General features: G+C 67.2%; 18 protein-coding genes, 3 rRNA genes and 1 riboswitch. Of the genes, 5 read left to right on the top strand and 16 right to left on the bottom strand.

All coding sequences use genetic code 11. From position 1 onward, the window contains the following. Positions 1 to 16 precede the first annotated feature (16 nt). Positions 17 to 1570 carry a glutamate-cysteine ligase family protein gene (locus tag CPH93_RS31210; RefSeq protein WP_093481927.1) on the bottom strand — a complete coding sequence of 518 codons (1554 nt, stop codon included), beginning with the start codon at positions 1568 to 1570 and terminating at the stop codon, positions 17 to 19. Between the two features lie 565 nt (positions 1571 to 2135). On the opposite strand from CPH93_RS31210, the gene CPH93_RS31205 reads away from it, so the two are divergent. Continuing rightward, on the top strand, positions 2136 to 2723 hold the full coding sequence (locus tag CPH93_RS31205; protein ID WP_093481928.1) for a hypothetical protein: 588 nt from the start codon (positions 2136 to 2138) through the stop codon (positions 2721 to 2723). Between the two features lie 342 nt (positions 2724 to 3065). Beyond that, positions 3066 to 3260, top strand: a complete 195-nt coding sequence (locus tag CPH93_RS31200; protein ID WP_040901098.1) for a DUF5999 family protein — start codon at positions 3066 to 3068, stop codon at positions 3258 to 3260. A 76-nt stretch (positions 3261 to 3336) separates the two neighbouring features. Here CPH93_RS31200 and gcvP read toward each other — a convergent pair whose 3' ends face one another. After that, complete coding sequence (gene gcvP / locus CPH93_RS31195; protein WP_093481929.1) at positions 3337 to 6222, bottom strand: aminomethyl-transferring glycine dehydrogenase; 2886 nt, start codon at positions 6220 to 6222, stop codon at positions 3337 to 3339. Positions 6223 to 6410: 188 nt separating this feature from the next. After that, a riboswitch (glycine riboswitch) is annotated at positions 6411 to 6507 on the bottom strand. Positions 6508 to 6621: 114 nt separating this feature from the next. Here gcvP and CPH93_RS31190 point away from each other — a divergent pair. Continuing rightward, on the top strand, positions 6622 to 7008 hold the full coding sequence (locus tag CPH93_RS31190) for a PRC-barrel domain-containing protein (protein ID WP_173909917.1): 387 nt from the start codon (positions 6622 to 6624) through the stop codon (positions 7006 to 7008). On the opposite strand, the gene CPH93_RS31185 is transcribed toward CPH93_RS31190, so the two are convergent. The 13 genes from CPH93_RS31185 to CPH93_RS31125 form a co-directional block, all read right to left on the bottom strand. After that, entirely contained in the window at positions 6915 to 8366 is a 1452-nt protein-coding gene (locus CPH93_RS31185) for a DNA polymerase IV (RefSeq protein WP_096214747.1), read from the bottom strand. The genes CPH93_RS31190 and CPH93_RS31185 overlap by 94 nt on opposite strands. 66 nt (positions 8367 to 8432) lie before the next feature. After that, positions 8433 to 9038 (bottom strand): MerR family transcriptional regulator, encoded by a 606-nt coding sequence (locus CPH93_RS31180; RefSeq protein ID WP_006606440.1) that lies wholly within the window; start codon positions 9036 to 9038, stop codon positions 8433 to 8435. A 187-nt stretch (positions 9039 to 9225) separates the two neighbouring features. Beyond that, positions 9226 to 9699, bottom strand: coding sequence for a bifunctional nuclease family protein (locus CPH93_RS31175; RefSeq protein WP_006606439.1), 474 nt, complete (start codon positions 9697 to 9699; stop codon positions 9226 to 9228). A gap of 56 nt (positions 9700 to 9755) precedes the next feature. Continuing rightward, positions 9756 to 10502, bottom strand: coding sequence for a transcriptional regulator FtsR (gene ftsR / locus CPH93_RS31170; protein WP_093481931.1), 747 nt, complete (start codon positions 10500 to 10502; stop codon positions 9756 to 9758). A gap of 17 nt (positions 10503 to 10519) precedes the next feature. Then, positions 10520 to 11368: an FHA domain-containing protein gene (locus CPH93_RS31165; RefSeq protein ID WP_093481932.1), complete on the bottom strand. Its 849-nt coding sequence runs from the start codon at positions 11366 to 11368 to the stop codon at positions 10520 to 10522. 118 nt (positions 11369 to 11486) lie between these two features. Further along, a complete protein-coding gene (locus CPH93_RS31160; RefSeq protein ID WP_096214746.1) occupies positions 11487 to 12539 on the bottom strand; it encodes a DUF881 domain-containing protein in 1053 nt (350 codons plus the stop codon). 5 nt (positions 12540 to 12544) lie between these two features. After that, positions 12545 to 12877, bottom strand: a complete 333-nt coding sequence (locus tag CPH93_RS31155; RefSeq protein WP_003984969.1) for a small basic family protein — start codon at positions 12875 to 12877, stop codon at positions 12545 to 12547. Beyond that, positions 12874 to 13806: a DUF881 domain-containing protein gene (locus CPH93_RS31150; protein WP_173909916.1), complete on the bottom strand. Its 933-nt coding sequence runs from the start codon at positions 13804 to 13806 to the stop codon at positions 12874 to 12876. The genes CPH93_RS31155 and CPH93_RS31150 overlap by 4 nt, the downstream gene beginning before the upstream one ends. 75 nt (positions 13807 to 13881) lie before the next feature. Then, complete coding sequence (locus tag CPH93_RS31145; protein WP_093481935.1) at positions 13882 to 16377, bottom strand: mannose-1-phosphate guanyltransferase; 2496 nt, start codon at positions 16375 to 16377, stop codon at positions 13882 to 13884. Between the two features lie 121 nt (positions 16378 to 16498). Continuing rightward, the gene (locus tag CPH93_RS31140; RefSeq protein ID WP_093481936.1) at positions 16499 to 17107 is read right to left on the bottom strand and encodes a CDP-alcohol phosphatidyltransferase family protein; all 609 of its coding nucleotides are present in this window, start codon (positions 17105 to 17107) and stop codon (positions 16499 to 16501) included. Positions 17108 to 17252: 145 nt separating this feature from the next. Beyond that, positions 17253 to 17369, bottom strand: a 5S ribosomal RNA gene (gene rrf / locus CPH93_RS31135). 73 nt (positions 17370 to 17442) lie between these two features. Beyond that, positions 17443 to 20564, bottom strand: a 23S ribosomal RNA gene (locus tag CPH93_RS31130). A gap of 299 nt (positions 20565 to 20863) precedes the next feature. Beyond that, positions 20864 to 22390 (bottom strand): 16S ribosomal RNA (locus tag CPH93_RS31125). The 16S, 23S and 5S rRNA genes sit together here, the layout of an rRNA operon. A gap of 600 nt (positions 22391 to 22990) precedes the next feature. On the opposite strand from CPH93_RS31125, the gene CPH93_RS31120 reads away from it, so the two are divergent. Then, on the top strand, positions 22991 to 23440 hold the full coding sequence (locus tag CPH93_RS31120; RefSeq protein WP_006607143.1) for a PTS sugar transporter subunit IIA: 450 nt from the start codon (positions 22991 to 22993) through the stop codon (positions 23438 to 23440). A 75-nt stretch (positions 23441 to 23515) separates the two neighbouring features. Beyond that, on the top strand, positions 23516 to 25186 hold the full coding sequence (gene ptsP, locus CPH93_RS31115) for a phosphoenolpyruvate--protein phosphotransferase (RefSeq protein ID WP_093481937.1): 1671 nt from the start codon (positions 23516 to 23518) through the stop codon (positions 25184 to 25186). Between the two features lie 97 nt (positions 25187 to 25283). Here ptsP and CPH93_RS31110 read toward each other — a convergent pair whose 3' ends face one another. Continuing rightward, the gene (locus CPH93_RS31110; RefSeq protein WP_096214745.1) at positions 25284 to 26213 is read right to left on the bottom strand and encodes a hypothetical protein; all 930 of its coding nucleotides are present in this window, start codon (positions 26211 to 26213) and stop codon (positions 25284 to 25286) included. Positions 26214 to 26352: the final 139 nt, after the last annotated feature.

Genomic DNA, 26352 nt, shown 5'->3' with positions numbered 1-26352 from the left:
CCACTACGGCGCTCCGCTATGCCCCCTCGGTCGCCGCCTGCCGCTGCCCCGGTACGGCGGACCGCCCGCCGACCGCCCAGGCGACCGGCCAGGTGTGCACCGGCGTCCCGGTGTGCATCAGCTCGCCGTAGCGCCGGGTCATCGCGGCGAGTGCGGCATCCCGGTCCAGGCCCTGACGCCGGGCGTGATGGAAGGCCGCGGCCTGCCACGACGCCCCGTTCACCCGTCGCCGGCAGCGCTCCTCGATGATGCCGAGATAGTGGTCACGGTCGGCCGGCTCCACGCCCCAGGCGTCCAGTCCCCGGGCCGCCAGCGGCAGCAGCTCCTTGCGTACCAGCCGTACGGCCGGGATGTCGGCGAGGCCGCCGGACCGCCCGGGACGGGGCCAGGCCAGGGTGGCGTCGATGCCGTACCGGCAGGCGGCGTCGAAGTTACGGGCCGCGGCGGCGAACGGAAGCCGGCTCCACACCGGGCGCGGCTCCTCGGCCAGGGCCCGCACCAGGCCGTAGTAGAAGGCGGTGTTGGCGATGACATCGTCGACGGTGGGACCGGCCGGCAGCACCCGGTTCTCGACCCTGAGGTGCGCGACACCGTCGGCGACCGCGTAGACGGGGCGGTTCCAGCGGTAGACGGTGCCGTTGTGCAGCGTCAGTTCCGCGAGGTCGGGCACCCCGCCCTCGTCGAGGACCCGCAGCGGTTCCTGCGGCCCGCACACCGGAAGCAGCGGCGGGAAGTAGCGCACGTTCTCCTCGAAGAGGTCGTACGCGGAGTCGACCCAGCGCTCGCCGAACCAGGTACGGGGGCGCACCCCCTGGGCCTGCAACTCCGGCGAGCGGGTGTCGGTGGCCTGCTGGAACACCGGCGGCCGGGACTCCCGCCACAGCTCCCGGCCGAAGAGGAACGGCGAGTTCGCACCGACCGCCACCTGCACCGCGGCGATGGCCTGCGCCGCGTTCCAGACGGCGGCGAAGCGGCCCGGTGTCACCTGGAGGTGCAACTGGACCGACGTACAGGCGGCCTCCGGCGCGATCGAGGGCGAGCGGGAGACCAAATGCTCCACGCCCCGGATGTCGAGCGCGAAATCCTCTCCCCGGGCCGCCCGCATCTGGTCGTTGAGCAGGACGTACCGGTCGTTCTCGGAGAGGCTGGCGGCCGTGAGGTCATTGGCGTGCAGGGTCGGCAGAATGCCGATCATCACGATCCTGGCGGCGACCTCGCGGGCCTTTCGTTCCGCATAGCCGAGACCCGTACGGAGTTCCTCGGCGAGCTGGTCCAGCACCCGGCCGCTCAAACGGTGCGGGAGGATGTTGACCTCAAGATTGCACTGGGCGAGTTCCGTCTGGAAATCACCGCTGGCGATGCGTTCGAGAACTTGAGAGTTCATCATGCGGGGCAGCCCGTCGGCGCCGGCGAGATTGAGTTCGATCTCCAGGCCCATGAGATTCCTGGGACGGTCGAATCGCTTCTCTCGCAGGAGCCTCTGCAATCCCTCAAGGCACTCGTGAAGCTTTCTTCGATAACGCTCCCGGTCCGCCAGGTCGATCCCGTCCGCGGCGACCTTCTCCCCCATCGAAGGGTCCTTCCTCGAGTGAACGGCCCGCTACCACGGGCTGCTTGGGGCCGTCCCCGACACCGCCGGGGCTCGCGCTACGGTCGATGATGCCCCGGCAATCTGATCGATAACGCGTCGGGGACGGGCGGCTGCCGATAGGCTCGAAGTGGTGCAGCCTCCGGCATGCCCCACAGGCATATCTCGTCGGTCCTCGCCCCTCGCATTTCTCCGGTGAGAATCACCGGCGAGATCCGGCCTACCGCGCCGGTCAGGGAATACGAGGTGGCCTCATAAAGCCGCGGCACAAAGCGGCGGAAAACACCTCGCGCAGGGGTCTGGATTTCACCTTGCCGAAAATCCGCAAGGCCGGTAGCCGAAACTCTTTCAGAACATACGTCGTATAAACTCCGCTTACGAGGCAGAGACTTGGCGCCCAGTGTCCCGGTGTTTCCACCGCCACGGGGGCCAGCGGCTGACCCCGCCGCGCCGCAGCCCCGGCCGGCCACGCTCTGACCCCGCCCGCAGACAGCGCCGTCTGCACCCGCCGCGCCGCACCGTGTCTCGAAGTGAGAGGCGACCCATCATGCCGCTGCTCCTTGCCCCTGCCCCTGCGCCTGCCCTGCGCAGCGTCCTCGCCGCCCTCGGCTCTCCCGGCGCGGTCCGCGAGGCCCCGGTCTCCGCACTCCGCACCCATCAGGGGCCGCTCAGCCCCGATCACCCGCTGCCGGTGCACGTCTGGAACGACATCAGCCGGCCCGGCGGCACCCCGCACACCCATTTGGCGGGCTGGCGGTTCCTGGTCCGTGGCGGAGAGCGTGCCGTGGCGACCGCCGAGGCCCGGCTCACCGCCGACGGCTGGACCTTCGCGCGCTTCTGCGGCGGCCCCTACGTCGCCGCGACCGAGCAGGCACTCGCCCAGGCCGAGGCGCTCACCACGCCCCTCCAGCCGCGGCTGCTGTCCGTCCCCGAGCTGTACATGCTCACCCTGTGGCTGCATCACGACACCGCCTCCGACGGCGCCGAGGGGCTGCCCGCGGCCGGTGACCTGCTGGTGCCGCTGGCGCCCGCCCCGCCGGGGATCGCCGCGCACCGCCCGCAGCGCCTCGCCGATCTGCTCCCCCGGCTCGCTCTGCGGCTCGCCCCGGCCCCGCTCCTGCGCGAACCCGCCTGATACACCGCACCGGCCCCGCCCGCACGCGGAGAACCGGCGCCCGCCGTCCCGCCGGTCCATGCCCCGTGGCCCCTTCCGGCCACGGGGCACGCTGTCGCGCTCACCCACGCGGACTAGCCCAGGGATGCCACTCCCAATCCTCTTGGGAAGGAGTGCAATTGAGAGCAACCGCCCGCACGGGTGACGCGTCAGTATCGAGTGAGTACCGCTGCTGCGAAATCCCTGCGGAATCCCCTCCGTGGGGCAACACTGGGACCGACCGAAGGAAACGGGGGAGCGGCCATGAACACCTCATCGCGCCGCACGACGACGTTCACCACACCGCAGCGAAAGACAACTTCCATGTGTCAGCACCAACCGCCCTGCCCGTCAGCAGATTCCACCGACCGGGAGGCCGCACATCTCGTGGCGCACCACCCGGAGCAGGGCTGGAGCCTGCTCTGCAATGGCGTCCTGCTCTTCGAGGACACCGGTGAACTGCTACCGAACGGGCAGGTCATCGCCCCGCACCGGGCCCGGGCCACCGCCGCCGCCTGACCTGCGGCCGCCCGGCGCGCGTAACACCAGGGCCCCCGGCACACCTGCCGAGGGCCCTTGATGCTGTCCGCCGCTATCAGCCGTCGTACTCGTCCAGCGGCGGGCAGGAGCAGACGAGGTTCCGGTCACCGAAGGCACCGTCGATGCGGCGCACCGGCGGCCAGTACTTCTCGCCGGCGTCGACACCGGCCGGGAAGACGGCCTCCTCGCGGGTGTACGGGTGCGCCCAGTCGCCACCGAGCGCGGCCGCGGTGTGCGGGGCGTTGCGCAGCGGGTTGTCGTCCTTGTCCCACTCCCCCGAGCCGACCTTCTCGATCTCCGCCCGGATGGCGATCATCGCGTCGCAGAAGCGGTCCAGCTCGTCGAGGTCCTCGCTCTCGGTCGGCTCGATCATCAGCGTGCCGGCCACGGGGAAGGACATCGTCGGCGCGTGGAAGCCGTAGTCGATCAGCCGCTTGGCGACGTCGTCGATGCTCACGCCGGTCGCCTTGGTCAGCGGCCGGACGTCGATGATGCACTCATGGGCGACCAGGCCGCCGGGGCCGGTGTAGAGCACCGGGTAGTGCGCCTCCAGCCGCTTGGCGATGTAGTTGGCGCTCAGGACCGCGACCTGGGTGGCGCGCTTGAGGCCCTCGCCGCCCATCAGCCGCACGTACGCCCAGGAGATCGGCAGGATGCCGGCCGAGCCCCAGGGAGCCGCGGAGATCGGCCCGACGCCCGTCTCGGGGCCCGCGGCGGGCTGCAGCGGGTGGTTGGGCAGATACGGCGCCAGGTGGGCGCGGACGCCGACCGGGCCGACGCCGGGGCCACCGCCGCCGTGCGGGATGCAGAAGGTCTTGTGCAGGTTGAGGTGCGAGACGTCGCCGCCGAACTTTCCGGGCTCGGCGAGACCGACCAGCGCATTGAGGTTGGCGCCGTCGACGTAGACCTGGCCGCCGGCGTCGTGCACCGTCGCGCAGATCTGGGTGATGTGCTCCTCGAAGACGCCGTGCGTGGAGGGGTAGGTCACCATCAGGACCGCGAGCTCGTCCCGGTGCTTGTCGATCTTGGCGTGCAGATCGTCGGCGTCGACCTCGCCGTCCTCACCGGTCTTGACGACGACGACCTTCATGCCGGCCATCACCGCGCTGGCGGCGTTGGTGCCGTGCGCCGAGGACGGGATCAGGCAGACCGTGCGCTGCTCGTCGCCGTTGGCGCGGTGGTAAGCACGGACGGCCAGCAGGCCCGCCAGCTCGCCCTGCGAGCCGGCGTTCGGCTGGAGGGAGACCTTGTCGTAGCCGGTGACGACGGCCAGCCGCTCCTCCAGCTCCTGGATGAGCGTGAGGTAGCCCTCGGCCTGGTCGGCGGGCGCGAACGGGTGCAGCTGGCCGAAGGCGGGCCAGGTGACCGGCTCCATCTCCGTGGTGGCGTTCAGCTTCATCGTGCAGGAGCCGAGCGGGATCATGCCGCGGTCCAGCGCGTAGTCCTTGTCGGCGAGGGTGCGCAGGTAGCGCAGCATCGCGGTCTCGGAGCGGTACTGGTGGAACACCGGGTGGGTGAGGTAGTCGTCGCCGCGCAGCAGCGTCTGCGGCAGCGCTTCGGCGACGGCCGCGTCCAGCTGCTCGATGTCGCCCTGCACGCCGAAGGCACCCCAGACACCGGCCAGCTCGGCGCGTCCGGTGGTCTCGTCGCAGGCGATCCCGACCAGGTCGGCGTCGACCTGCCGGAGGTTGACACCGGCCTGACGGGCGGCGGCGACGACCTCGGCCGCCCGGCCGGGCACCCGCGCGGTCAGCGTGTCGAAGTACGCACCGTGCACGATCTCCACGCCGCCGGCCCGCAGGCCCTCGGCGAGGATCGCCGCATAGCGGTGGGTGCGCCGGGCGATGGTCCGCAGGCCCTCGGGGCCGTGGTAGACGGCGTACATCCCGGCCATGACGGCGAGCAGCACCTGCGCGGTGCAGATGTTGCTGGTGGCCTTCTCGCGGCGGATGTGCTGCTCACGGGTCTGCAGCGCGAGGCGGTAGGCCTTGCTGCCGTCGGCGTCGACGGAGACGCCCACCAGGCGGCCGGGCAGGCTGCGGGCGAACTGGTCACGTACCGCCATGAAGCCGGCGTGCGGGCCGCCGAAGCCCATCGGGACGCCGAAGCGCTGGGTGGTGCCGACCGCGATGTCCGCACCGAGCTCGCCGGGCGAGGCCAGCAGCGTCAGGGCCAGCAGATCGGCGGCGACGGTGACGATCGCGCCCAGCTCGTGGGCCTGCTCGATGACGGCACGCGGGTCGCGGACCGCACCGGAGGCGCCCGGGTACTGCAGCAGTACGCCGAAGACGCCGCGCTCGGCGACCTCGGCGGGAATCCCCGCGCTCAGGTCCGCGACCACGACCTCCACGCCGGTCGGCTCGGCGCGGGTCTCGATCACGGCGATGGTCTGCGGCAGACAGTCGGCGTCGACCAGGAAGACGCCCTGCTTGACCTTGCCGACCCGGCGGGACAGCGCCATGGCCTCGGCCGCGGCGGTGCCCTCGTCCAGGAGGGAGGCGCCGGAAGTGGGCAGCCCGGTCAGCTCGGCGACCATGGTCTGGAAGTTCAGCAGCGCCTCCAGGCGGCCCTGCGAGATCTCCGGCTGGTAGGGCGTGTACGCGGTGTACCAGGCCGGGTTCTCCATGACGTTCCGCAGGATCACCGTCGGGGTGAACGTGCCGTAGTAGCCGAGTCCGATCATGGACGACAGCACCTGGTTACGGTCCGCGAGGCCGCGCAGCTCCGCCAGGACCTCGGCCTCGGTACGGGCCTGCGGCAGGCCGAGCGCCTCCGCGCTCTTGATCACGTCGGGTACGGCGGTGGCGGTCAGTTCGTCCAGCGAACCGAAACCGACCTGCGCGAGCATCTTCGCCTGCGCCTCGTGGTCGGGACCGATGTGCCGGCGCGCGAAGGGGGTGCCGCTTTCCAGCTCGGTAAGGGAGATGCGATTGGTGCTCATCTGCGGGGGCCTCCTGGTCGGTACGACCTACGAGGGGCACCACGGCGCGGGTGCCCGGACGGCCTCCCCCTCTGTCATCTCAACCTGAGAGCTTCACCGGCCCGCGCGAGGCGGCCCGGCTTTCACCGTCGGTGAGGAGGGGTCCCGGAGCTGTGCCTTCCGCGGCCCGCCCTGCTTTCCAGAGTGACCTCGTCCATGCGGTACGTGTGCCTGAGAGATTCCGGGGAGGATTTGCTCCTTCGGCGCCCTGGTCGCGAACGACAAGGACTCTCCCGCACGGGGTCTACGGCCATTCGCCAGCCTACCAGCGCCGCACTCGAGGGATCCTTCGAGTGGCCGGGGCATGAAATGTGCCGTTTGGTAGTTGTCACAGGGCAGTTGCGACCAATTGGAGGGGCCGTGCAAACCGATATCGATCCCCGGAGCCTGATCGGCCGCAAAGCGTTCGACCGGAACGGCGCGAAAATAGGCACGATCGACGAGGTCTATCTCGACGACGCGACGGGGGAACCGGAGTGGGCGGCCGTGCGCACCGGACTTTTCAGCCGGGACGCGTTCGTCCCCCTCGAGCCCAGCAAAATGGTCGGTGAGGGCCTGCACATTCCCTACGACCGCAAGCTGATCAAGGACGCGCCGGACTTCGGCGTGGGCCGCCATCTCTCCCCCGAGCAAGAGCTCCAGCTCTACCACCACTACCGCTTGGATATCTCCTCCCCCACCGATCCGGTGTCCTCGCCCGGTTCCGGCGACAGCGACTTCGGCAAGATCGCCGGCTCGGACGACTGAGCATCCGCCGGCCCCCCGCCCACCAGCGGCAGGGGCTCCCCCGGCCGCAGCGCCGGGTCCTCGACAGCAAAGGTCCGCACCCTTCCCGGTGCGGACCACGGCGTTTCGAAACGGATGGTCACTCTCCCCACCCCGCTCCCCTGCACCCAGCCGGCACCGTACTCGTCGTGCACGACGTCCAGGCCCGGGTGCCAGCGCCTCGGCAGCTCCTCCCCGGCTTCCTGCACCGGTGCCCCGCCTCCGTCCGCCTCCGCCGCCCTCGCGGTCGCCGCCGCCTCCCGCTCCGTCGCCACCTGGGCGAACAGATCCTCCTGTGTGAAGTCGGCCAGCCCGCTGACCCCCACACCCAGCAGCCGGACGCCGCCGGTGGTGTCCACCGTCTCCAGCAGCCGTACGGCGGCCTCCCGGATCACCGCAGGGTCGTCGGTGGGCCCCCGGAACGTGTCGGAGCGGGTCAGCGTCGAGAAGTCGTAGTTCCGCACCTTGATCACCACCGTTCGCCCGGAGCGCCCGGCCGCCCGCAGCCGCTGTACGCAGCGGTCTGCCAGCCGCAGCACCTCGCTGCGCACCCGCGCCCGGTCGGTCAGATCGACCTCGAAGGTGTCCTCGACCGAGATGGACTTCGCGTCCCGCTCGGCCACCACAGGGCGGTCGTCCCGGCCCAGCGCCATGGCGTAGAGCCCGGCACCGTGCGCCCTGCCCAGCAGGCGCACCAGCTCGGCCTCGCCGGCCTCCGCGGTCTCCGCGACGGTGTGGATCCCGGCCCGGCGCAGCGTCTCGGCCGTCGCGGGGCCCACCCCGGGCAGCGTCCGCACCGTCATCGGGCCCAGCAGCTCCCGCTCGGTGCCGGGCTCGATCACCACCAGCCCGTCCGGCTTGGCCGCCTCGGAGGCGATCTTCGCCAGCATCTTGGCCCCGGCGAGCCCCACCGAGCCGGTCAGCCCCGTGGTAACCCGGATATCGCGCCGCAACTGCTCCCCCACGGCCCGTACGGCCCCGGTCTCGGGCGGCACCCCACCGGCCTCCAGATCGACGAACGCCTCATCCAGGCTGAGCGGCTCCACCAGCGGCGACAGCGCATGCAGCAGCTCCATCACCGCCTCACTCACCTGGCGGTACAGCGTGAAGCGAGGGGCCAGATAGGCGGCATTGGGGCACAGCCGGCGCGCCTGGGCCGTGGGCATCGCCGAGCGGACGCCGAACACCCGGGCTTCGTAGGAGGCCGTGGAGACCACTCCGCGCGCGCCGATCCCGCCGACGACCACGGGCTTTCCCCGCAGACTCGGCTTGGCCGCCTGTTCGGCGGCCGCGAAGAACGCATCCATGTCCAGATGCAGGATCGTCGGCGCAGGTCTCACATCTCCGATGCTGCCCCATGCCACTGACAATCGGCCCGATGCCGGGCCGCGCTCACCGCCGGGGGCTCAGCCGGCCCGGTTGCGCCGTCGCGCCAGCTCGTCGTGCGGGTTCTTCCCGACCAGCGTCTCGCCGGTGTCCACACGCTCCCCGTGGAGCTGTGACAGCGCACCCTCCACGTCCCGCCACACCACGCCCACGGCGATCCCGAAGACGCCCTGGCCGCCCTGGAGCAGATCCACGACCTGGTCGGGCGAGGTGCACTCGTAGACGGTCGCCCCATCGCTCATCAGCGTCATCCGCGTCAGATCCGCCAGCCCCCTCGCCCGCAGATGCTGCACGGCGGTCCGGATGTTCTGGAGCGACACCCCGGTGTCCAGCAGCCGCTTGACGATCTTGAGAACCACGACGTCCCGGAAGCTGTAGAGCCGCTGGGTGCCGGAGCCGTACGCCGGCCGGATGCTCGGCTCCACCAGGCCGGTACGCGCCCAGTAGTCGAGCTGCCGATAGGTGATGCCCGCTGCCGCACAGGCGGTCGGGCCGCGATAGCCGATGTTCTGCGCCTCGCAGTCCCCCGACACCGCCGCGGCCGGTGCCGGGGCATGGTTCGCTGCCGCGCCCGAGTGGAGCGGCAACGCCCCTTCCGCCGCCATACCGTCGCCGGTGATTGCCACGCCGCCCTCCGTCCTCCACGTCCCGGACGGGACCTGCCATATCGACGGTATGCAGTCACTCGGGGTGCGTCAACGATCGCCGCGCTCGCCACGCCGAGTGATAATCACCCTACGAGTGGTTTCTCGTGACCCCGCACGGGGAACGGCTAATTGTTTGGCCGGAAACAGGTGGTTCGACCGGCCGGAATCACTGGCTGTTGGTGCCGAAGTCCTCGGGAGAGATCTGGTCGAGGAACTCGCGGAACTTCTCCACCTCGTCCTCCTGCTCGTCCGGGATGGCGATCCCCGCGTCGTCCAGCACACCGTCGGTACCGAAGATCGGCGTTCCGGTGCGCAGCGCCAGCGCTATGGCGTCGGACGGACGCGCGCTGACCTCGACTCCGCTCGCGAAGACGAGTTCGGCATAGAAAACCCCCTCGCGCAGATCCGTGATGCGGACCTGCGTCAGTTCCTGGCCCACCGCTTCGAGCACGTCCTTGAAAAGGTCGTGCGTCAGCGGCCTGGCAGGGACCATGCCCTGCTGGGCAAAAGCGATGGCGGTGGCCTCCCCTGGCCCGATCCAAATGGGCAAGTAACGATCGCCTCCCACCTCCCGCAGGAGCACGATCGGTTGGCTGGAAGGCATTTCCACCCGGACACCCACGACGTCGAGCTCGTTCACACAGCAACCCTAGGACGTGCCCGGCAGGTTTGGGTAGTCGGGCACTCGTTTGCTCACTACAGCCGGACCCGCAGGGCGCTCTGCAGGAGGGCCGCGTGCAGCCGTACGGACAGCGTCGCCAGCTCCCTGGCGGTCGCCTCGGCATGCGCTCTGGTCTGTGGGTTACGGTGCCGCCGAAGGGGTGCAACGACCTGTTCGACCAGGCCCGCCTCACGCTCGGCAGCCGCCTTCACCGCACGCAGATGCCGCGGTTCGAGACCGAAACGGCCCAGGTCCGCGACAAGTTTGGCCACCGTGACGGCCTCGATGTCGTATCCGCCCTCCGCATGGGAGACGATGAGTCCGTACGACTCCCAGTCGGCGAGCGTCGCCTCGTCCACCTCCGCGGCGGCCAGCAGCTCGGCGCGGCCGATCCGGGCAGCCGTAGGGCGCTCCGCGCCCGCGTCGTGGACGCCCTCGACAAGATCCCGCGAGGGTGTGGCCGGAGCCGGCAGCTGCACCTGCTCACCGCGCTCCAGGGCATCCAGATGCTCCCGGATGACCTTCAGCGGCAGATAGTGGTCCCGCTGCATCCGCAGGACGTTCGCCAGCCGCTCCACGTCGGCCGGCGTGAATTTGCGGTATCCGGAAGGCGTGCGCTTCGGCTCGACCAGCCCCTCGGCCTCCAGGAAGCGAATCTTGGAGATGGTGACCTCGGGAAACTCCTCGCGCAGCAGGGTGAGCACCGTGCCGATGCTCACCGGCTTGCCGTCCGAGGAGGCGGTGCCGGACGGGCCGGCACCGCCTTTCGGTGTATGGCGCATATGCCTTCCCCGGCCGGTCAGATACCGGCGCCTCGCTGGCTTGCGTAGAAGACCAGGCGGAACTTGCCGATCTGGACCTCGTCGCCATTGGCGAGGACGACGGAGTCGATCCGCTCACGGTTGACGTAGGTGCCGTTCAGGCTGCCGACGTCGGCGACCGTGAAGAGACCGTCCGGGCCCCGGCGGAATTCCACATGCCGGCGCGAGACCGTCACGTCGTCGAGGAAGATGTCGCCCTGCGGATGCCGGCCCGCCGTCGTCAGCTCGCCGTCCAGCAGGAAGCGGCTGCCCGAATTCGGACCCCGGCGGACGACCAGCAGCGCCGATCCCAGGGGAAGGGCGTCGACGGCCGCCTGGGCCTCGGGGGACAGCGACGGCGTCAGATTCTGGCCCGTCGTCTCCGAGTCGTAGGCCTCCAGCCCCGAAATGGAGATGGTCGACGTCGTCTCGGACGGCCGCTCGGGCTGGGCGCCCGGGCGCAGCGGCGCACCACAGTTGGAGCAGAACCGGCTCGCCTCGGCGTTCCGGCTGCCACACCTCGTACAAACCGGCAAGGCTGACCCTCCACCCGTGCGTGCGGCCGATGGTTCCTGGGAACCTATGCGGCCGGGCACGGAGGGGTCAACAGAATCCGCGCCGTGCCCCCCGGACGGCCCGCTGACCTCGTCACGGAAGAGCGGACGGTCCTCGGAAGCGCCACTCTCGTCGGGCTGGCGCGGAGCGCGGTGCCGCGCGGAGCCGCTGCCGCCCTCCTGGCGCGCGCTCTTGCCGAACAGCTTTCCAAACAACTTCACGGGCGATTCCCCTTGAACGAAACAGACCCGCCCGTGGGGCAGGACGAACCCTCGATGCACACACCGGCCCATCCGGACATCCTGTGAACGTCCGTGGCCTTCAGACAGTTTCCACCACACACCACACGCACGGTGCGTCGACCCCCCGCTACCTCATGCCCTCGCCGGGCACTCGACATCCCTGTACGCCTCACTGCGATGACGACCGAGCGTAGTCAGGCCGCTTCGCCGCTCGCAAGGCATCCACAATGATCTTCTTTTCACGGGTCACAGACACCTTGGCCTGCTCCTTTTCCAGAGTCTGGACCACTCCGCCGGGGATGTTCAGCGCCGGTTCCAGATCCTCCGGCTTACCGATCACCTTGAAGCGGTACGGCTGGGTGACACGCTTGCCGTCGATCCCCACGCCACCGCGGACGTCCGACAGAGAGGTGTTCGCGACGACCCGGACATCGTTGACCTGGATGGCTTCGGCGCCGGCCGCCCGCAGCTCCTGGATGGTGTCCAGCAGCTTGTCCGCCTCGACGGAGTGCGCCGGGTCGTCGATGGTCAGGTTGATGCCGGGCCCTTGCGCCGCGACGGTCCCGGCCAGCACGCCCAGCTGCTGTTCCTTCTCCACGGTCTGTTTACGGGCCTCCTCGGCCTGGTCCGAGCTGTTCGCCAGCTCGGTCTTCTGCCCTTCCAGTCGCCGCTGTTCGTCGGTCAACCGCTGGGAACGGTTGTCCAGCTCGTCCAGAATGCGCACCAAGTCCTCCTGGCGCGCACCTCGCAGCGCACTGCTGTCACTCGTGGAACGTACCTGAATCGCCAGGCCGAGGCCGAGAATGAACAGCAGCAGCGCAACGATCAGTTGAGCCCGGGTCAGGCGGGGCGGCCACAGACTCGCAACGAGCCGCTCCCGACCGGATTTCGGGCGTGCTGCACTCCCGTCCTCCGCAACCGCGTCCGGAGTCGAGGAGTCTGCCCCTTTGTCCTTCTTGTGTCCAGTACTGTCCGGTTCCTGAGCCTCGGTCGTCTCGTCGGCTTCCGCCCGCTCGGGGGCGCCCGGACTCTCGGGCGGCATCGGCCGCCGGCCGGCCGGGCCCCGGTCCTGGCTCTGCTCCCGGCTCCTGCCCTGGTCCTGGCTCTGGCCGCCGTGCTCCTGGCTCCGGCCCTGGTCCTGACTCTCGTCCTGGCCCTGGCCCTGCTCCGTCTCCGGCTGCTCCGGCTTCTTCTCCGGCTGCGGGGTCTCGTCCGTCGCCATCCGTCTCACGCCCTGAAGACGTGCCGGCGGATCGCGGCGGCGTTGGAGAAGATCCGGATGCCCAGCACCACGACGACGCCCGTGGAGAGTTGGGCGCCGACGCCCAACTTGTCGCCGAGGAAGACGATCAGCGCGGCGACGACCACGTTCGACAGGAACGAGACCACGAAGACCTTGTCGTCGAAGATGCCGTCCAGCATCGCGCGCAGACCGCCGAACACGGCATCCAGCGCCGCGACGACAGCGATCGGCAAGTAGGGCTCGACCACCGTCGGCACCACGGGGCGGACGACAAGTCCGACCACGACTCCCACGATGAGGCCCAGTACGGCGATCACGATGTGCCCTTCCCCTTGTCGGCGCCGTCCGTCTTGGCGGCACCGGCCTGCGGCTTTGCGGTACGTACGATCAAGCTGGGCGCGGGCGGCAGGGTGACCTCGTTCTCCGCGGAAATCCTGGTGCGCACGCCGTAGTTCTCCTGCAGCACATGCAGGTACTGACCGTCGGCGCTGTCCTGGAACGCGGTGCTCAGCCGCTGCCCGTCCCCCACCGCCAGCACCGTGTAGGGCGGCACCAGCGGTTTGTTGTCGACCAGTATGGCGTCTCCTGCGGCTCTGATCGCCGAGAGTGACGTAAGCCGCTGCCCGTTGACGGAGATCGCCTCCGCACCGGACGCCCACAGGCCGTTGACCACGCGTTGCATATCCCTGTCGCGTACCCGGCCGGTGTCCGAGAAACCACTGCTCTCGCGCGGTCCGCCGCCGCTGGACTCCGCGCCCTTGGCATCGTCCACGACGAGTTTCACCCCCGGCCCGGTGACCTGCGTCGAACCGGACAGCAGCGCCAGCAGCTCGGCCTTGCCGCCGCCGTGCTGCTTCAGCGCCTCGCGCTGCATCCTGCTGACGTCGTCGCGCAGCGCGTCGACCCGATGCTGCTGCCGGTCCGCCTCGCCGGTGCCCTTCTGGATGCGGTGGATCAGCTCTTCGCGCTCCTTGGCGAGCGTCGGTGCCGATATCTGCGCCTGCGCCGCCCCGACCGTCACCACGACCGCGGCGAGCACCAGACCGGCGGCGAGACCCAGCTTCGCGCGCAGGGTACGCGGCAGACCGCGCACCCCGGTTTCCGACTTCCGCGCGGCGGCCTCGGCGTATCCCTCGTCGAGGCTGTGATCCATCACGTTGGTCAGCAGCGACATGGACGCATCGGGGCGCGCGGACGACGCGTTCGGGCTGCTCCGATCGGGGCGCTGCTGCGACATGACGCACATCGTCGCACGTCGGTCGGACAGTCTCCCAATGGCCCCACCGGCGTGCCGGTTCACGGCGCGCCGGTGGGGTCCGGGTCAGCGTCCTGCGCTGTCCACCACTGCGGACCAGTCGTCCAGCAGCTGCTGGGCGGAGGCGTCATCCGGCCCCTCTGCCCACAGGTGGGTGACCGCCTCGGCGGGGTCGGGCAGCACCAGAACCCAGCGGCCGTCGCTCTCCACGACACGGACGCCGTCGGTGGTGTCCACGTCCCGGTCGCCGGCCGCCTCGACGACGTGCCGCATGACCAGTCCCTTCACCGCCCACGGGGTGGCCAGGTCACGGCGCTGGACGTGTGCCCGCGGGATCCGTGCGTCGATCTGGCTCAGGGTGAGCTGGGTACGGGCCACCAGGCCGATCAGCCGGACGAACGCGGCCGCGCCGTCGAAGACGCTGCTGAACTCGGGAATGAGGAAGCCGCCCATGCCGTCCCCGCCGAAGACCGTGCCGTCGTCACGCCCCACACGGGTCAGATCGTCGGGCGAGGTCGTCGTCCACTCCACCTGCGTCCCGTGGTACGCCGCCACCTGCTCGGCGATGCGGGTCGTGGTCACCGGCAGCGCCACCCGGCCGGTGCGCCGTTCTGCCGCGATCAGATCCAGCATGACCAGCAGTGCGCGGTCGTCCTCGATGATCCGGCCGCGTTCGTCCACCAGGGACAGCCGCTCGCCCACGGGGTCGAAGCGCACCCCGAAGGCGGCCCGCGCCGAGGCCACGATCTCGCCGAGCCGGACGAGCCCGGCCCGCCGGGCGTCGGCGGTCTCGGTCGGCCGGGATTCGTCGAGTCCGGGGTTGATCGTCAGCGAGTCGACGCCGAGCCGTCCCAGCAGGCTGGGCAGGACCAGCCCGGCGCTGCCGTTCGAGGCGTCCACGACGACCTTCAGCCCGGAGTCGCTGATGCCTGTGGTGTCCACGGCCCGCAGCAGGGAGCCGGTATAGGAGTCGAAGACGCTGGCGGGGAAGATCAGGTCACCGATCTCGCCGGGGAAGGCGCGACGGTACTCCTGGCGGGCGAAGACCCGGTCGAGCTTGCGCTGGCCGGCCTGTGAGAGGTCCGCGCCCCGTTCGTCGAAGAACATGATGTCGACGGAGTCCGGCACGCCGGGCGTCGTACGGACCATGATGCCGCCGGCGCTGCCGCGGGCGGTCTGCTGGCGGGCGACCGGCAGCGGGACGTTCTCCAGGTCGCGTACGTCAATGGCGCTGGCCTGCAGCGCGGAGATCACGGCACGCTTGAGCGCCCGGGCGCCTCGGGAGTGGTCACGCGCGGTGGTGACCGTGGAGCCCTTCTTGAGCGTGGTGGCATACGCGCCCGCGAGCCGTACGGCGAGCTCCGGCGTGATCTCGACGTTGAGGATCCCGGACACCCCCCGGGCGCCGAACAGATGCGCCTGGCCGCGGGATTCCCAGATCACCGAGGTGTTGACGAACGCACCGGCCTCGATGGTCTTGAACGGATAGACCCGCACGTTCCCCTGCACGATCGATTCTTCACCGATCAGGCATTCGTCGCCGATGACGGCACCGTCCTCGATGCGGGAGGCCCGCATGATGTCGGTGTTCTTGCCGATCACGCAGCCGCGCAGATTGCTCTGCTGACCGATGTAGACGTTGTCGTGCACGACGGCGCGGTGCAGGAACGCACCGCTTTTGACGACGACATTGGAGCCGACGACGGTGTGCTCACGAAGCTCCACATCCGCCTCGATCTTGGCGTAGTCGCCGATGTACAGCGGACCGCGCAGCACCGCGTCAGGATGCACTTCGGCGCCCTCGGCGACCCATACGCCCGGCGAGATCTCGAAGCCGTCGATTTCGACGTCGACCTTGCCTTCGAGCACATCGGCCTGGGCCTTCACATAGCTCTCGTGCGTGCCGACATCCTCCCAGTAGCCCTCGGCGATATAGCCGTAGATCGGCTTGCCTTCCTTCATGAGCTGTGGAAAGACATCGCCGGACCAGTCCACCGGCACATCGGGTTCGAAGTAGTCGAAGACCTCCGGCTCCATGACGTAGATGCCGGTGTTGACGGTGTCCGAGAAGACCTGTCCCCAGGTGGGTTTCTCCAGAAAACGCTCGACCTTGCCTGCCTCGTCGACGATGGTGATACCGAACTCGAGCGGATTGGGGACCCGGGTGAGACAGACGGTGACGAGGGCGCCCTTTTCCTTGTGGAACCGGATCAGATCGGTGAGATCGAAGTCGGTGAGCGCGTCACCGGAGATGACGAGGAAGGCATCGTCCTTGAGCGCTTCCTCGGCGTTCTTCACACTGCCTGCGGTGCCGAGCGGCTTTTCCTCATTCGCGTAGGTGAGCTCCATTCCGAGCTCTTCTCCGTCGCCGAAATAGTTCTTGACGAGTGAGGCAAGGAATTGCACGGTCACGACGGTCTCATTGAGACCATGCCGTTTCAGCAGCCTGAGTACATGCTCCATGATCGGCCGATTCGCGACCGGAAGCAGGGGCTTGGGCATGCTGGACGTCATGGGGCGAAGTCGTGTTCCTTCGCCGCCGGCCATCACAACGGCCTTCATGTCGGAAGCGTCCTCCTCTAAGAGACGACGGTCTTGCCGACTTCACTTGTCCACAGCGCCCACTGTTGCTGCTTTCACGTACGGGCGCCGGCCCTTGGCACAAGCTGCCATTTCGGAGAGGTCAGTCGGCGGTGGCGTCCGCCCGGATGAGTCGGCGGACCTGGACCACGTAGAGGATCCCTGCCCACCAGTAGAGCGCCGTACCCCATCCTGCGAACGCCCATCCGAAAACAGCAGCAAGCGTGTGAAGCCAGCCGCTTCCGTCGCTCAGCAGGAGCAACGGGAAGGCGTACATCAAGTTGAACGTAGCCGCTTTGCCCAGGAAGTTCACCTGGGGAGGCCCGTAGCCGTGGCGTCCGAGGAATCCGACCGCGATCAGCAGCATCAGTTCCCGTGCCAGCAGGGCCGCGGTGAGCCAAAGCGGCAGGATCTCGCGCCAGGTCAGACCGACCAGAGTGGAGAGGATGTACAGGCGGTCGGCGGCCGGGTCGAGGATCCGGCCCAGGCTGCTGATCTGGTTCCAGCGCCGGGCGAGCATGCCGTCCAGATAGTCACTGACGCCGCTCAGCGCCAGGACCAGCAGCGCCCAGCCATCGACCTTCGGACCCCCGAATTCCGGCCACAGGACCAACCACAGGAACAACGGCACGCCGAGGAGGCGAGCCATGCTCAGAATATTCGGGATGGTGAGGACACGATCCGTCTGGACCCGCGTCTCCTGGACCTCCACGCGAGGCCTCCTGTGGGGAAATGTACCAACGATGCCCCTTGACCTTACCTGCCTCGCCGGCCACACCGTACCGCGGGTCCCCAAGATCACGGAAACACAAAAAGCCCCGTGGGAACCGAAGTTCCCACGGGGCTTTTCACAATTTGTTCGGCGGCGTCCTACTCTCCCACAGGGTCCCCCCTGCAGTACCATCGGCGCTGAAAGGCTTAGCTTCCGGGTTCGGAATGTAACCGGGCGTTTCCCTAACGCTATGACCACCGAAACACTATGAAGATGACAACCCGGCGCAATCACAGGTCGTTACTTCAGAACCTACACAGTGGACGCGAGCAACTGAGGACAAGCCCTCGGCCTATTAGTACCAGTCAACTCCACACCTTACGGCGCTTCCATATCTGGCCTATCAACCCAGTCGTCTACTGGGAGCCTTAACCCCTCAAGGGGGAGGGAGCCCTCATCTCGAAGCAGGCTTCCCGCTTAGATGCTTTCAGCGGTTATCCTTTCCGAACGTAGCCAACCAGCCATGCCCTTGGCAGGACAACTGGCACACCAGAGGTTCGTCCGTCCCGGTCCTCTCGTACTAGGGACAGCCCTTCTCAAGACTCCTACGCGCACAGCGGATAGGGACCGAACTGTCTCACGACGTTCTAAACCCAGCTCGCGTACCGCTTTAATGGGCGAACAGCCCAACCCTTGGGACCGACTCCAGCCCCAGGATGCGACGAGCCGACATCGAGGTGCCAAACCATCCCGTCGATATGGACTCTTGGGGAAGATCAGCCTGTTATCCCCGGGGTACCTTTTATCCGTTGAGCGACGGCGCTTCCACAAGCCACCGCCGGATCACTAGTCCCTACTTTCGTACCTGCTCGACCCGTCAGTCTCACAGTCAAGCTCCCTTGTGCACTTACACTCAACACCTGATTGCCAACCAGGCTGAGGGAACCTTTGGGCGCCTCCGTTACTCTTTAGGAGGCAACCGCCCCAGTTAAACTACCCACCAGACACTGTCCCTGATCCGGATCACGGACCCAGGTTAGACATCCAGCACGACCAGAGTGGTATTTCAACAATGACTCCACAACCACTGGCGTGGCCGCTTCAAAGTCTCCCACCTATCCTACACAAGCCGAACCGAACACCAATATCAAGCTATAGTAAAGGTCCCGGGGTCTTTCCGTCCTGCTGCGCGAAACGAGCATCTTTACTCGTAATGCAATTTCACCGGGCCTATGGTTGAGACAGTCGAGAAGTCGTTACGCCATTCGTGCAGGTCGGAACTTACCCGACAAGGAATTTCGCTACCTTAGGATGGTTATAGTTACCACCGCCGTTTACTGGCGCTTAAGTTCTCAGCTTCGCCGACCCGAAGGTCGACTAACCGGTCCCCTTAACGTTCCAGCACCGGGCAGGCGTCAGTCCGTATACATCGCCTTACGGCTTCGCACGGACCTGTGTTTTTAGTAAACAGTCGCTTCTCGCTGGTCTCTGCGGCCACCCCCAGCTCAGAGAGCAAGTCTCATCACCGGAAATGGCCCCCCTTCTCCCGAAGTTACGGGGGCATTTTGCCGAGTTCCTTAACCATAGTTCACCCGAACGCCTCGGTATTCTCTACCTGACCACCTGAGTCGGTTTAGGGTACGGGCCGCCATGAAACTCGCTAGAGGCTTTTCTCGACAGCATAGGATCATCCACTTCACCACAATCGGCTCGGCATCAGGTCTCAGCCTTAACGTGTGACGGATTTACCTACCACACGGCCTACACCCTTACCCCGGGACAACCACCGCCCGGGCTGGACTACCTTCCTGCGTCACCCCATCGCTTACCTACTACCACCTTGGATCGGCGGCTCCACCACGTCCCTTCGTCCGAAGACTCCAGGCCGGCTTCACGGCCTTAGCATTAATGGATTCGATACTGGGCGTTTCAAAGCGGGTACCGGAATATCAACCGGTTGTCCATCGACTACGCCTGTCGGCCTCGCCTTAGGTCCCGACTTACCCTGGGCAGATCAGCTTGACCCAGGAACCCTTAGTCAATCGGCGCACACGTTTCCCACGTGTGTATCGCTACTCATGCCTGCATTCTCACTCGTGAACCGTCCACAACTCGTTTCCACGGCTGCTTCACCCGGCACACGACGCTCCCCTACCCATCACAGCCTCCGTTGGGAGTATTACTGCAATGACACGACTTCGGCGGTGTGCTTGAGCCCCGCTACATTGTCGGCGCGGAATCACTTGACCAGTGAGCTATTACGCACTCTTTCAAGGGTGGCTGCTTCTAAGCCAACCTCCTGGTTGTCTCTGCGACTCCACATCCTTTCCCACTTAGCACACGCTTAGGGGCCTTAGTCGATGCTCTGGGCTGTTTCCCTCTCGACCATGGAGCTTATCCCCCACAGTCTCACTGCCGCGCTCTCACTTACCGGCATTCGGAGTTTGGCTAAGGTCAGTAACCCGGTAGGGCCCATCGCCTATCCAGTGCTCTACCTCCGGCAAGAAACACACGACGCTGCACCTAAATGCATTTCGGGGAGAACCAGCTATCACGGAGTTTGATTGGCCTTTCACCCCTAACCACAGGTCATCCCCCAGGTTTTCAACCCTGGTGGGTTCGGTCCTCCACGAAGTCTTACCTCCGCTTCAACCTGCCCATGGCTAGATCACTCCGCTTCGGGTCTTGGGCACGCTACTCAACGCCCTATTCGGACTCGCTTTCGCTACGGCTTCCCCACACGGGTTAACCTCGCAACATACCGCAAACTCGCAGGCTCATTCTTCAAAAGGCACGCAGTCACGACTGCATGTGCAAGCACATACAGCGACGCTCCCACGGCTTGTAGGCACACGGTTTCAGGTACTATTTCACTCCGCTCCCGCGGTACTTTTCACCATTCCCTCACGGTACTATCCGCTATCGGTCACCAGGGAATATTTAGGCTTAACGGGTGGTCCCGCCAGATTCACACGGGATTTCTCGGGCCCCGTGCTACTTGGGTGTCTCTCAAACGAGCCGCTAATGTTTCAGCTACGGGGGTCTTACCCTCTACGCCGGACCTTTCGCATGTCCTTCGCCTACATCAACGGTTTCTGACTCGTCTCACAGCCGGCAGACTGTGAAAGAGAGATCCCACAACCCCAACCACGCAACCCCTGCCGGGTATCACACGTGACTGGTTTGGCCTCATCCGGTTTCGCTCGCCACTACTCCCGGAATCACGGTTGTTTTCTCTTCCTGCGGGTACTGAGATGTTTCACTTCCCCGCGTTCCCTCCACACTGCCTATGTGTTCAGCAGCGGGTGACAGCCCATGACGACTGCCGGGTTTCCCCATTCGGACACCCCCGGATCAAAGCTTGGTTGACAGCTCCCCGGGGCCTATCGTGGCCTCCCACGTCCTTCATCGGTTCCTGGTGCCAAGGCATCCACCGTGCGCCCTTAAAAACTTGGCCACAGATGCTCGCGTCCACTGTGCAGTTCTCAAGCAACGACCAGCCACCCGTCACAACCCGCTCACGCGGATCTTCACCGGGGCCGGCATCGCGAAGGTTCGGACAAGTCCGCACCCTCAGATACCCAACAGCGTGCCCGACCCACTCAATCCCTCAGATGCGTTCCACGCCGAAGCAGTACTAACGTCCAAAGACTCAAGTGTGCCGAGTAGTCAACGTTCCACCCATGAGCTAACCACCGTCGAACATTTGCCGACGTAGTGGCTCTGGATCTCTTGCGAGATCTAGATGCTCCTTAGAAAGGAGGTGATCCAGCCGCACCTTCCGGTACGGCTACCTTGTTACGACTTCGTCCCAATCGCCAGTCCCACCTTCGACGATTCCCTCCCACAAGGGGTTGGGCCACCGGCTTCGGGTGTTACCGACTTTCGTGACGTGACGGGCGGTGTGTACAAGGCCCGGGAACGTATTCACCGCAGCAATGCTGATCTGCGATTACTAGCAACTCCGACTTCATGGGGTCGAGTTGCAGACCCCAATCCGAACTGAGACCGGCTTTTTGAGATTCGCTCCACCTCGCGGTATCGCAGCTCATTGTACCGGCCATTGTAGCACGTGTGCAGCCCAAGACATAAGGGGCATGATGACTTGACGTCGTCCCCACCTTCCTCCGAGTTGACCCCGGCAGTCTCCTGTGAGTCCCCATCACCCCGAAGGGCATGCTGGCAACACAGAACAAGGGTTGCGCTCGTTGCGGGACTTAACCCAACATCTCACGACACGAGCTGACGACAGCCATGCACCACCTGTACACCGACCACAAGGGGGACCCTGTCTCCAGGGTTTTCCGGTGTATGTCAAGCCTTGGTAAGGTTCTTCGCGTTGCGTCGAATTAAGCCACATGCTCCGCTGCTTGTGCGGGCCCCCGTCAATTCCTTTGAGTTTTAGCCTTGCGGCCGTACTCCCCAGGCGGGGAACTTAATGCGTTAGCTGCGGCACGGACGACGTGGAATGTCGCCCACACCTAGTTCCCAACGTTTACGGCGTGGACTACCAGGGTATCTAATCCTGTTCGCTCCCCACGCTTTCGCTCCTCAGCGTCAGTATCGGCCCAGAGATCCGCCTTCGCCACCGGTGTTCCTCCTGATATCTGCGCATTTCACCGCTACACCAGGAATTCCGATCTCCCCTACCGAACTCTAGCCTGCCCGTATCGAATGCAGACCCGGGGTTAAGCCCCGGGCTTTCACATCCGACGTGACAAGCCGCCTACGAGCTCTTTACGCCCAATAATTCCGGACAACGCTTGCGCCCTACGTATTACCGCGGCTGCTGGCACGTAGTTAGCCGGCGCTTCTTCTGCAGGTACCGTCACTTTCGCTTCTTCCCTGCTGAAAGAGGTTTACAACCCGAAGGCCGTCATCCCTCACGCGGCGTCGCTGCATCAGGCTTTCGCCCATTGTGCAATATTCCCCACTGCTGCCTCCCGTAGGAGTCTGGGCCGTGTCTCAGTCCCAGTGTGGCCGGTCGCCCTCTCAGGCCGGCTACCCGTCGTCGCCTTGGTAGGCCATCACCCCACCAACAAGCTGATAGGCCGCGGGCTCATCCTTCACCGCCGGAGCTTTCCACACACAGACCATGCGGTCGTATGTCGTATCCGGTATTAGACCCCGTTTCCAGGGCTTGTCCCAGAGTGAAGGGCAGATTGCCCACGTGTTACTCACCCGTTCGCCACTAATCCACCCCGAAGGGCTTCATCGTTCGACTTGCATGTGTTAAGCACGCCGCCAGCGTTCGTCCTGAGCCAGGATCAAACTCTCCGTGAATGTTTACCCGTAATCGGGTGAAACACACACGAGAAGAGTGGAACGACCAGACGGAATAGGTCCGGTCGTTCACAGCGTCCTCGCTGTGTGTGCCATCCGCACCACACGGGCGGGATGGACTTTCAAAGGAACCTCGTCACCGGATGTTTCCGGTAGACGGGGTATCAACATATCTGGCGTTGACTTTTGGCACGCTGTTGAGTTCTCAAGGAACGGACGCTTCCTTTGGATTCCCTCTCGGGTTTCCTCCGGGCGCTTCCCTTCGGTGTTTCACACTCTATCAGGCCTTTTCCGGCTTTCGAACCGCTGCTTTTCTGCAGACATGCAGAAGCGCGCAATTCTTGAGTCGCGATCAAGACGCTGGGAGTGCCACCCACCTCAACCGGACGCGGTTCAACGCGTCCTGGCTGTCCGGGGCAGATGTCAGACAGTACAGCTCTGCCGTGGGCGAGGCAAATCGATTCGGCAGGACTCGCGGTCGACATCTGGCGTCTCTCATGCGGAACAGTCAGTTCTTATGACTTACGCTTCTGAACGGTGCGCCGTCCCGGACAGGTAGTGACGGCGGCCTGATGAATCTTCACCCCTGGGAGGCTTCCCATGACCACCGTGACGTCCCCTCTTGCCGGACGCGCCATCGGACTCGCGGCCGTGCCCGACCCGGTGTTCTCCGGAGCGATGGTGGGTCCCGGTACCGCCATCGACCCGGTTCGTGAGCCGTCTGCCGCGGTTTCGCCCGTGGACGGTGTGCTCGTCTCGCTGCACCCGCATGCGTTCGTCGTCGTCGATGCCGAGGGGCACGGCGTGCTCACCCACCTCGGTATCGACACCGTTCAGCTCAACGGTGAGGGGTTCGAGCTGCTCGTGAACAAGGGCGACACCGTCACCCGTGGTCAGGAGGTCGTGCGCTGGAACCCGGCGGCGGTCGAGGAGGCCGGGAAGTCGCCGGTGTGCCCGGTTGTCGCGCTGGAAGCCACGGCGGACTCGCTCGGTGAGGTCCGCGAGGACGGCGACGTCAAGGCCGGCGACCAGCTCTTCTCCTGGCAGTAGCCGGGCGCCGTCCCGTACGGCAGGTACGACATCCATCGCGGCGGCCGGGCCGTCGCATCAACCGGAGCGGGTGCAATGGAGACAACGCTGCGAGGCGTCGGCGTGAGCCACGGTGTGGCGATCGGCGAGGTGCGGCACATGGGGACGGCGGTCCTGGAGCCGCCGGCCAAGCAGATTCCGGCGGATGAGGCGGAGCGCGAACAGGGGCGTGCCCGCCAGGCCGTGGAGGCTGTTGCTGCGGACCTGATAGCGCGGGGGAATCTGGCGGGTGGTGAGGCGCAGGCCGTGCTGGAGGCACAGGCCCTGATGGCTCAGGACCCTGAGCTGATGGCCGATGTCGACCGGCGGATCGCCGTCGGGAGTACCGCCGAGCGCGCTGTGTACGACGCGTTCGCGGCCTACCGGGCGCTGCTGGCCGGTGCCGGTGAGTACCTGGCGGGCCGGGTGGCGGACCTCGACGATGTGCGCAACCGCATCGTCGCGCGGCTGCTGGGTGTGCCGATGCCGGGTGTGCCGGACAGTGACGAGCCGTATGTGCTGATCGCGCGGGATCTGGCGCCGGCCGACACCGCGCTGCTGGACCCGACGCTGGTGCTCGGTTTTGTGACCGAGGAGGGCGGGCCGACCAGCCACAGCGCGATTCTTGCGCGCGCGCTGGGGGTGCCGGCGGTCGTCGCGCTGCCGGGTGCCGGTGAGCTGGTCGAGGGCACGGTCATCGCCGTCGACGGCAGCACCGGGGAGATCTTCGTCGAGCCGAGCGCCGAGAAGCGTGCGGAGATGGAGCGGGCGGCCGCGGAGCGGAAGGCGGCGCTGGCCGCTTCGTCCGGTCCGGGTGCCACCTCCGACGGGCACAAGGTGCCGCTGCTGGCCAACGTCGGCGGGCCCGGCGATGTGGCCGCGGCGGTCGGGGCCGGGGCGGAGGGTGTCGGCCTGTTCCGGACGGAGTTCCTGTTCCTGGACGACAGCAAGAAGGCGCCGTCCACGGAGAAGCAGGTGGAGGCCTACCGCACGGTGCTGGCGGCGTTCCCCGAGGGGCGTGTCGTGGTGCGGGTGCTGGACGCCGGGGCCGACAAGCCGCTGGAGTTCCTGACGCCGGCCGACGAGCCGAACCCCGCGCTGGGTGTCCGGGGACTGCGGACGCTGCTCGATCACCCCGAGGTGCTGCGTACTCAGCTCGCGGCGCTGGCGACGGCGGCCGAGGGGCTGCCGGTCTACCTCGAGGTCATGGCGCCGATGGTGGCGGACCGGACGGACGCCAAGGCGTTCGCGGATGCCTGCCGGGAGGCCGGGCTGCGGGCGAAGTTCGGTGCGATGGTGGAGATCCCCTCCGCGGCGCTCCGGGCGCGGTCGATTCTGCAGGAGGTGGAGTTCCTTTCGCTGGGGACCAATGACCTGGCGCAGTACACCTTCGCGGCGGACCGTCAGGTGGGGGCCGTTTCCCGGCTGCAGGACCCCTGGCAGCCGGCGCTGCTGGACCTCGTGGCGCTGTCGACCGAGGCCGCGAAGGCCGAGGGCAAGAGCTGTGGTGTGTGTGGGGAGGCGGCCTCCGATCCGCTGTTGGCGTGTGTGCTGACGGGGCTCGGCGTTACCAGCCTGTCGATGGGTGCAGCGTCGATTCCCTATGTGCGGGCGACGCTGTCCAAGCACACGCTGGCGCAGTGTGAGCGTGCGGCGGCCGCGGCGCGTGCCGCGGACACCGCCGAGGATGCGCGGGCCGCCGCGCAGGCGGTGCTCTCCGGGGAGTGATCCCGCGCGGCGCTGGGCGCCGCAGGAGCTTTGACGGCCGTCCCGCCCTACTGGCGGGGCGGCCGTCTTGCATGCGGGGGGCGGGGCGGTGGTGCGGTCAGTGGTGGTCGTGGGGGTCGGGTGGCGGGGTCAGGGGGAGGCCGGAGGCGTAGTCGACGCCGGGCTCGGGCGGGATCGGTTCGCCCGTATCGGCGTCGGTGCAATAGGCGGTGAAGACCTCGGCGGCGCTCAGGGGGCGGAGCCAGGCGTCGCGCAGGGACCAGCCGCGGACCGTGTCACGGGCGGCGTCGTCGGTGGTGTTGCGGCCGGTGGGGCCGGTGGTGGTGCGGGAGACGATGCCGCCGGGGGTGCGCAGGGCGAGGCCGGCGGCGAGGACCGTGCAGAAGACGAGGGTCTCGTGCTCGGCGAGCTGGGGGCGGGCGCCGTCGCGGGCGGTGGTGTGCAGCACCGCCAGGAGGGACGGCTCGCCTGCGGCGAGGGAGCAGACGAGGTGGTGGGTGCCCTCGCCGAGGGAGGTCAGGAGCTGGCGGACGGCGTGGGTGGCGCGGCTGAAGGCGGCACGGGAGAGGTCTTCGCCGCACTCCTCGCAGGTGCCGGCGCGGGCCAGCAGGGCGGAGGCGTGGTCCCAGTGCGCCCGGCGGTCGGCCTCTTCGACGAGGAGCGGGAGCAGCCGGCTCAGTGGCCCGCCTTCGTAGAGCAGGGTGGTGCCGGTGCGGGTGGCTTCCGCCGTATAGCGGCTGCGGCTGTCGGGGCGGTCCGGGTCCAGGGCGAGGTGGGCGCAGTATTTCTCGTAGGCGACCGGGTCGAAGAGGCCGACGGTCGTGACCACGCCCTGGGAGGTGAGGGTGCGCAGCAGGGTCTCCATCTGCCGGAGGTAGCTGCTGTGGTCGTCGAAGGGGAAGGTGCGGTAGCGGCGCATGGCCGTGAAGTCCTGCTCGTCGGCCAGGATGGCCGCGGTGCTGGGGACTTCGCGGCGGAGGGTGCGGCGGGCGGCGGACCGGTCGGTGGGCCGGGATGTGAAGGTCATGATTCCCCCTGGGTGTGCTCCGAGTGGGTGCGCCGGTCGCACTCCACTCGTCACCGAGAGTAATCGGGGGGTCTGACAACGGGTCTCCGGCGCCGGAGGTCGTTGGGGTCCCGGGCATCCGGCGCCCCGACCAGTCCCT

The sequence above is a fragment of the Streptomyces sp. 2323.1 genome, assembly GCF_900221035.1.
GTDB classification, from domain to species: Bacteria; Actinomycetota; Actinomycetes; order Streptomycetales; family Streptomycetaceae; genus Streptomyces; species Streptomyces sioyaensis.
This window is presented reverse-complemented; position numbering and strand designations above follow the sequence as displayed.

What these genes read in the sequence shown, in the direction of transcription:
- gcvP (WP_093481929.1), bottom strand. Translation starts at nt 6,222, where the DNA reads ATGAGCACCAATCGCATCTCCCTTACCGAGCTGGAAAGCGGCACCCCC.
- CPH93_RS31205 (WP_093481928.1), top strand. Translation starts at nt 2,136, where the DNA reads ATGCCGCTGCTCCTTGCCCCTGCCCCTGCGCCTGCCCTGCGCAGCGTC.
- CPH93_RS31150 (WP_173909916.1), bottom strand. Translation starts at nt 13,806, where the DNA reads ATGTGCGTCATGTCGCAGCAGCGCCCCGATCGGAGCAGCCCGAACGCG.
- CPH93_RS31110 (WP_096214745.1), bottom strand. Translation starts at nt 26,213, where the DNA reads ATGACCTTCACATCCCGGCCCACCGACCGGTCCGCCGCCCGCCGCACC.
- CPH93_RS31200 (WP_040901098.1), top strand. Translation starts at nt 3,066, where the DNA reads ATGTGTCAGCACCAACCGCCCTGCCCGTCAGCAGATTCCACCGACCGG.
- CPH93_RS31165 (WP_093481932.1), bottom strand. Translation starts at nt 11,368, where the DNA reads ATGGGCCGGTGTGTGCATCGAGGGTTCGTCCTGCCCCACGGGCGGGTC.
- ftsR (WP_093481931.1), bottom strand. Translation starts at nt 10,502, where the DNA reads ATGCGCCATACACCGAAAGGCGGTGCCGGCCCGTCCGGCACCGCCTCC.
- CPH93_RS31160 (WP_096214746.1), bottom strand. Translation starts at nt 12,539, where the DNA reads ATGGCGACGGACGAGACCCCGCAGCCGGAGAAGAAGCCGGAGCAGCCG.
- ptsP (WP_093481937.1), top strand. Translation starts at nt 23,516, where the DNA reads ATGGAGACAACGCTGCGAGGCGTCGGCGTGAGCCACGGTGTGGCGATC.
- CPH93_RS31145 (WP_093481935.1), bottom strand. Translation starts at nt 16,377, where the DNA reads ATGAAGGCCGTTGTGATGGCCGGCGGCGAAGGAACACGACTTCGCCCC.
- CPH93_RS31210 (WP_093481927.1), bottom strand. Translation starts at nt 1,570, where the DNA reads ATGGGGGAGAAGGTCGCCGCGGACGGGATCGACCTGGCGGACCGGGAG.
- CPH93_RS31120 (WP_006607143.1), top strand. Translation starts at nt 22,991, where the DNA reads ATGACCACCGTGACGTCCCCTCTTGCCGGACGCGCCATCGGACTCGCG.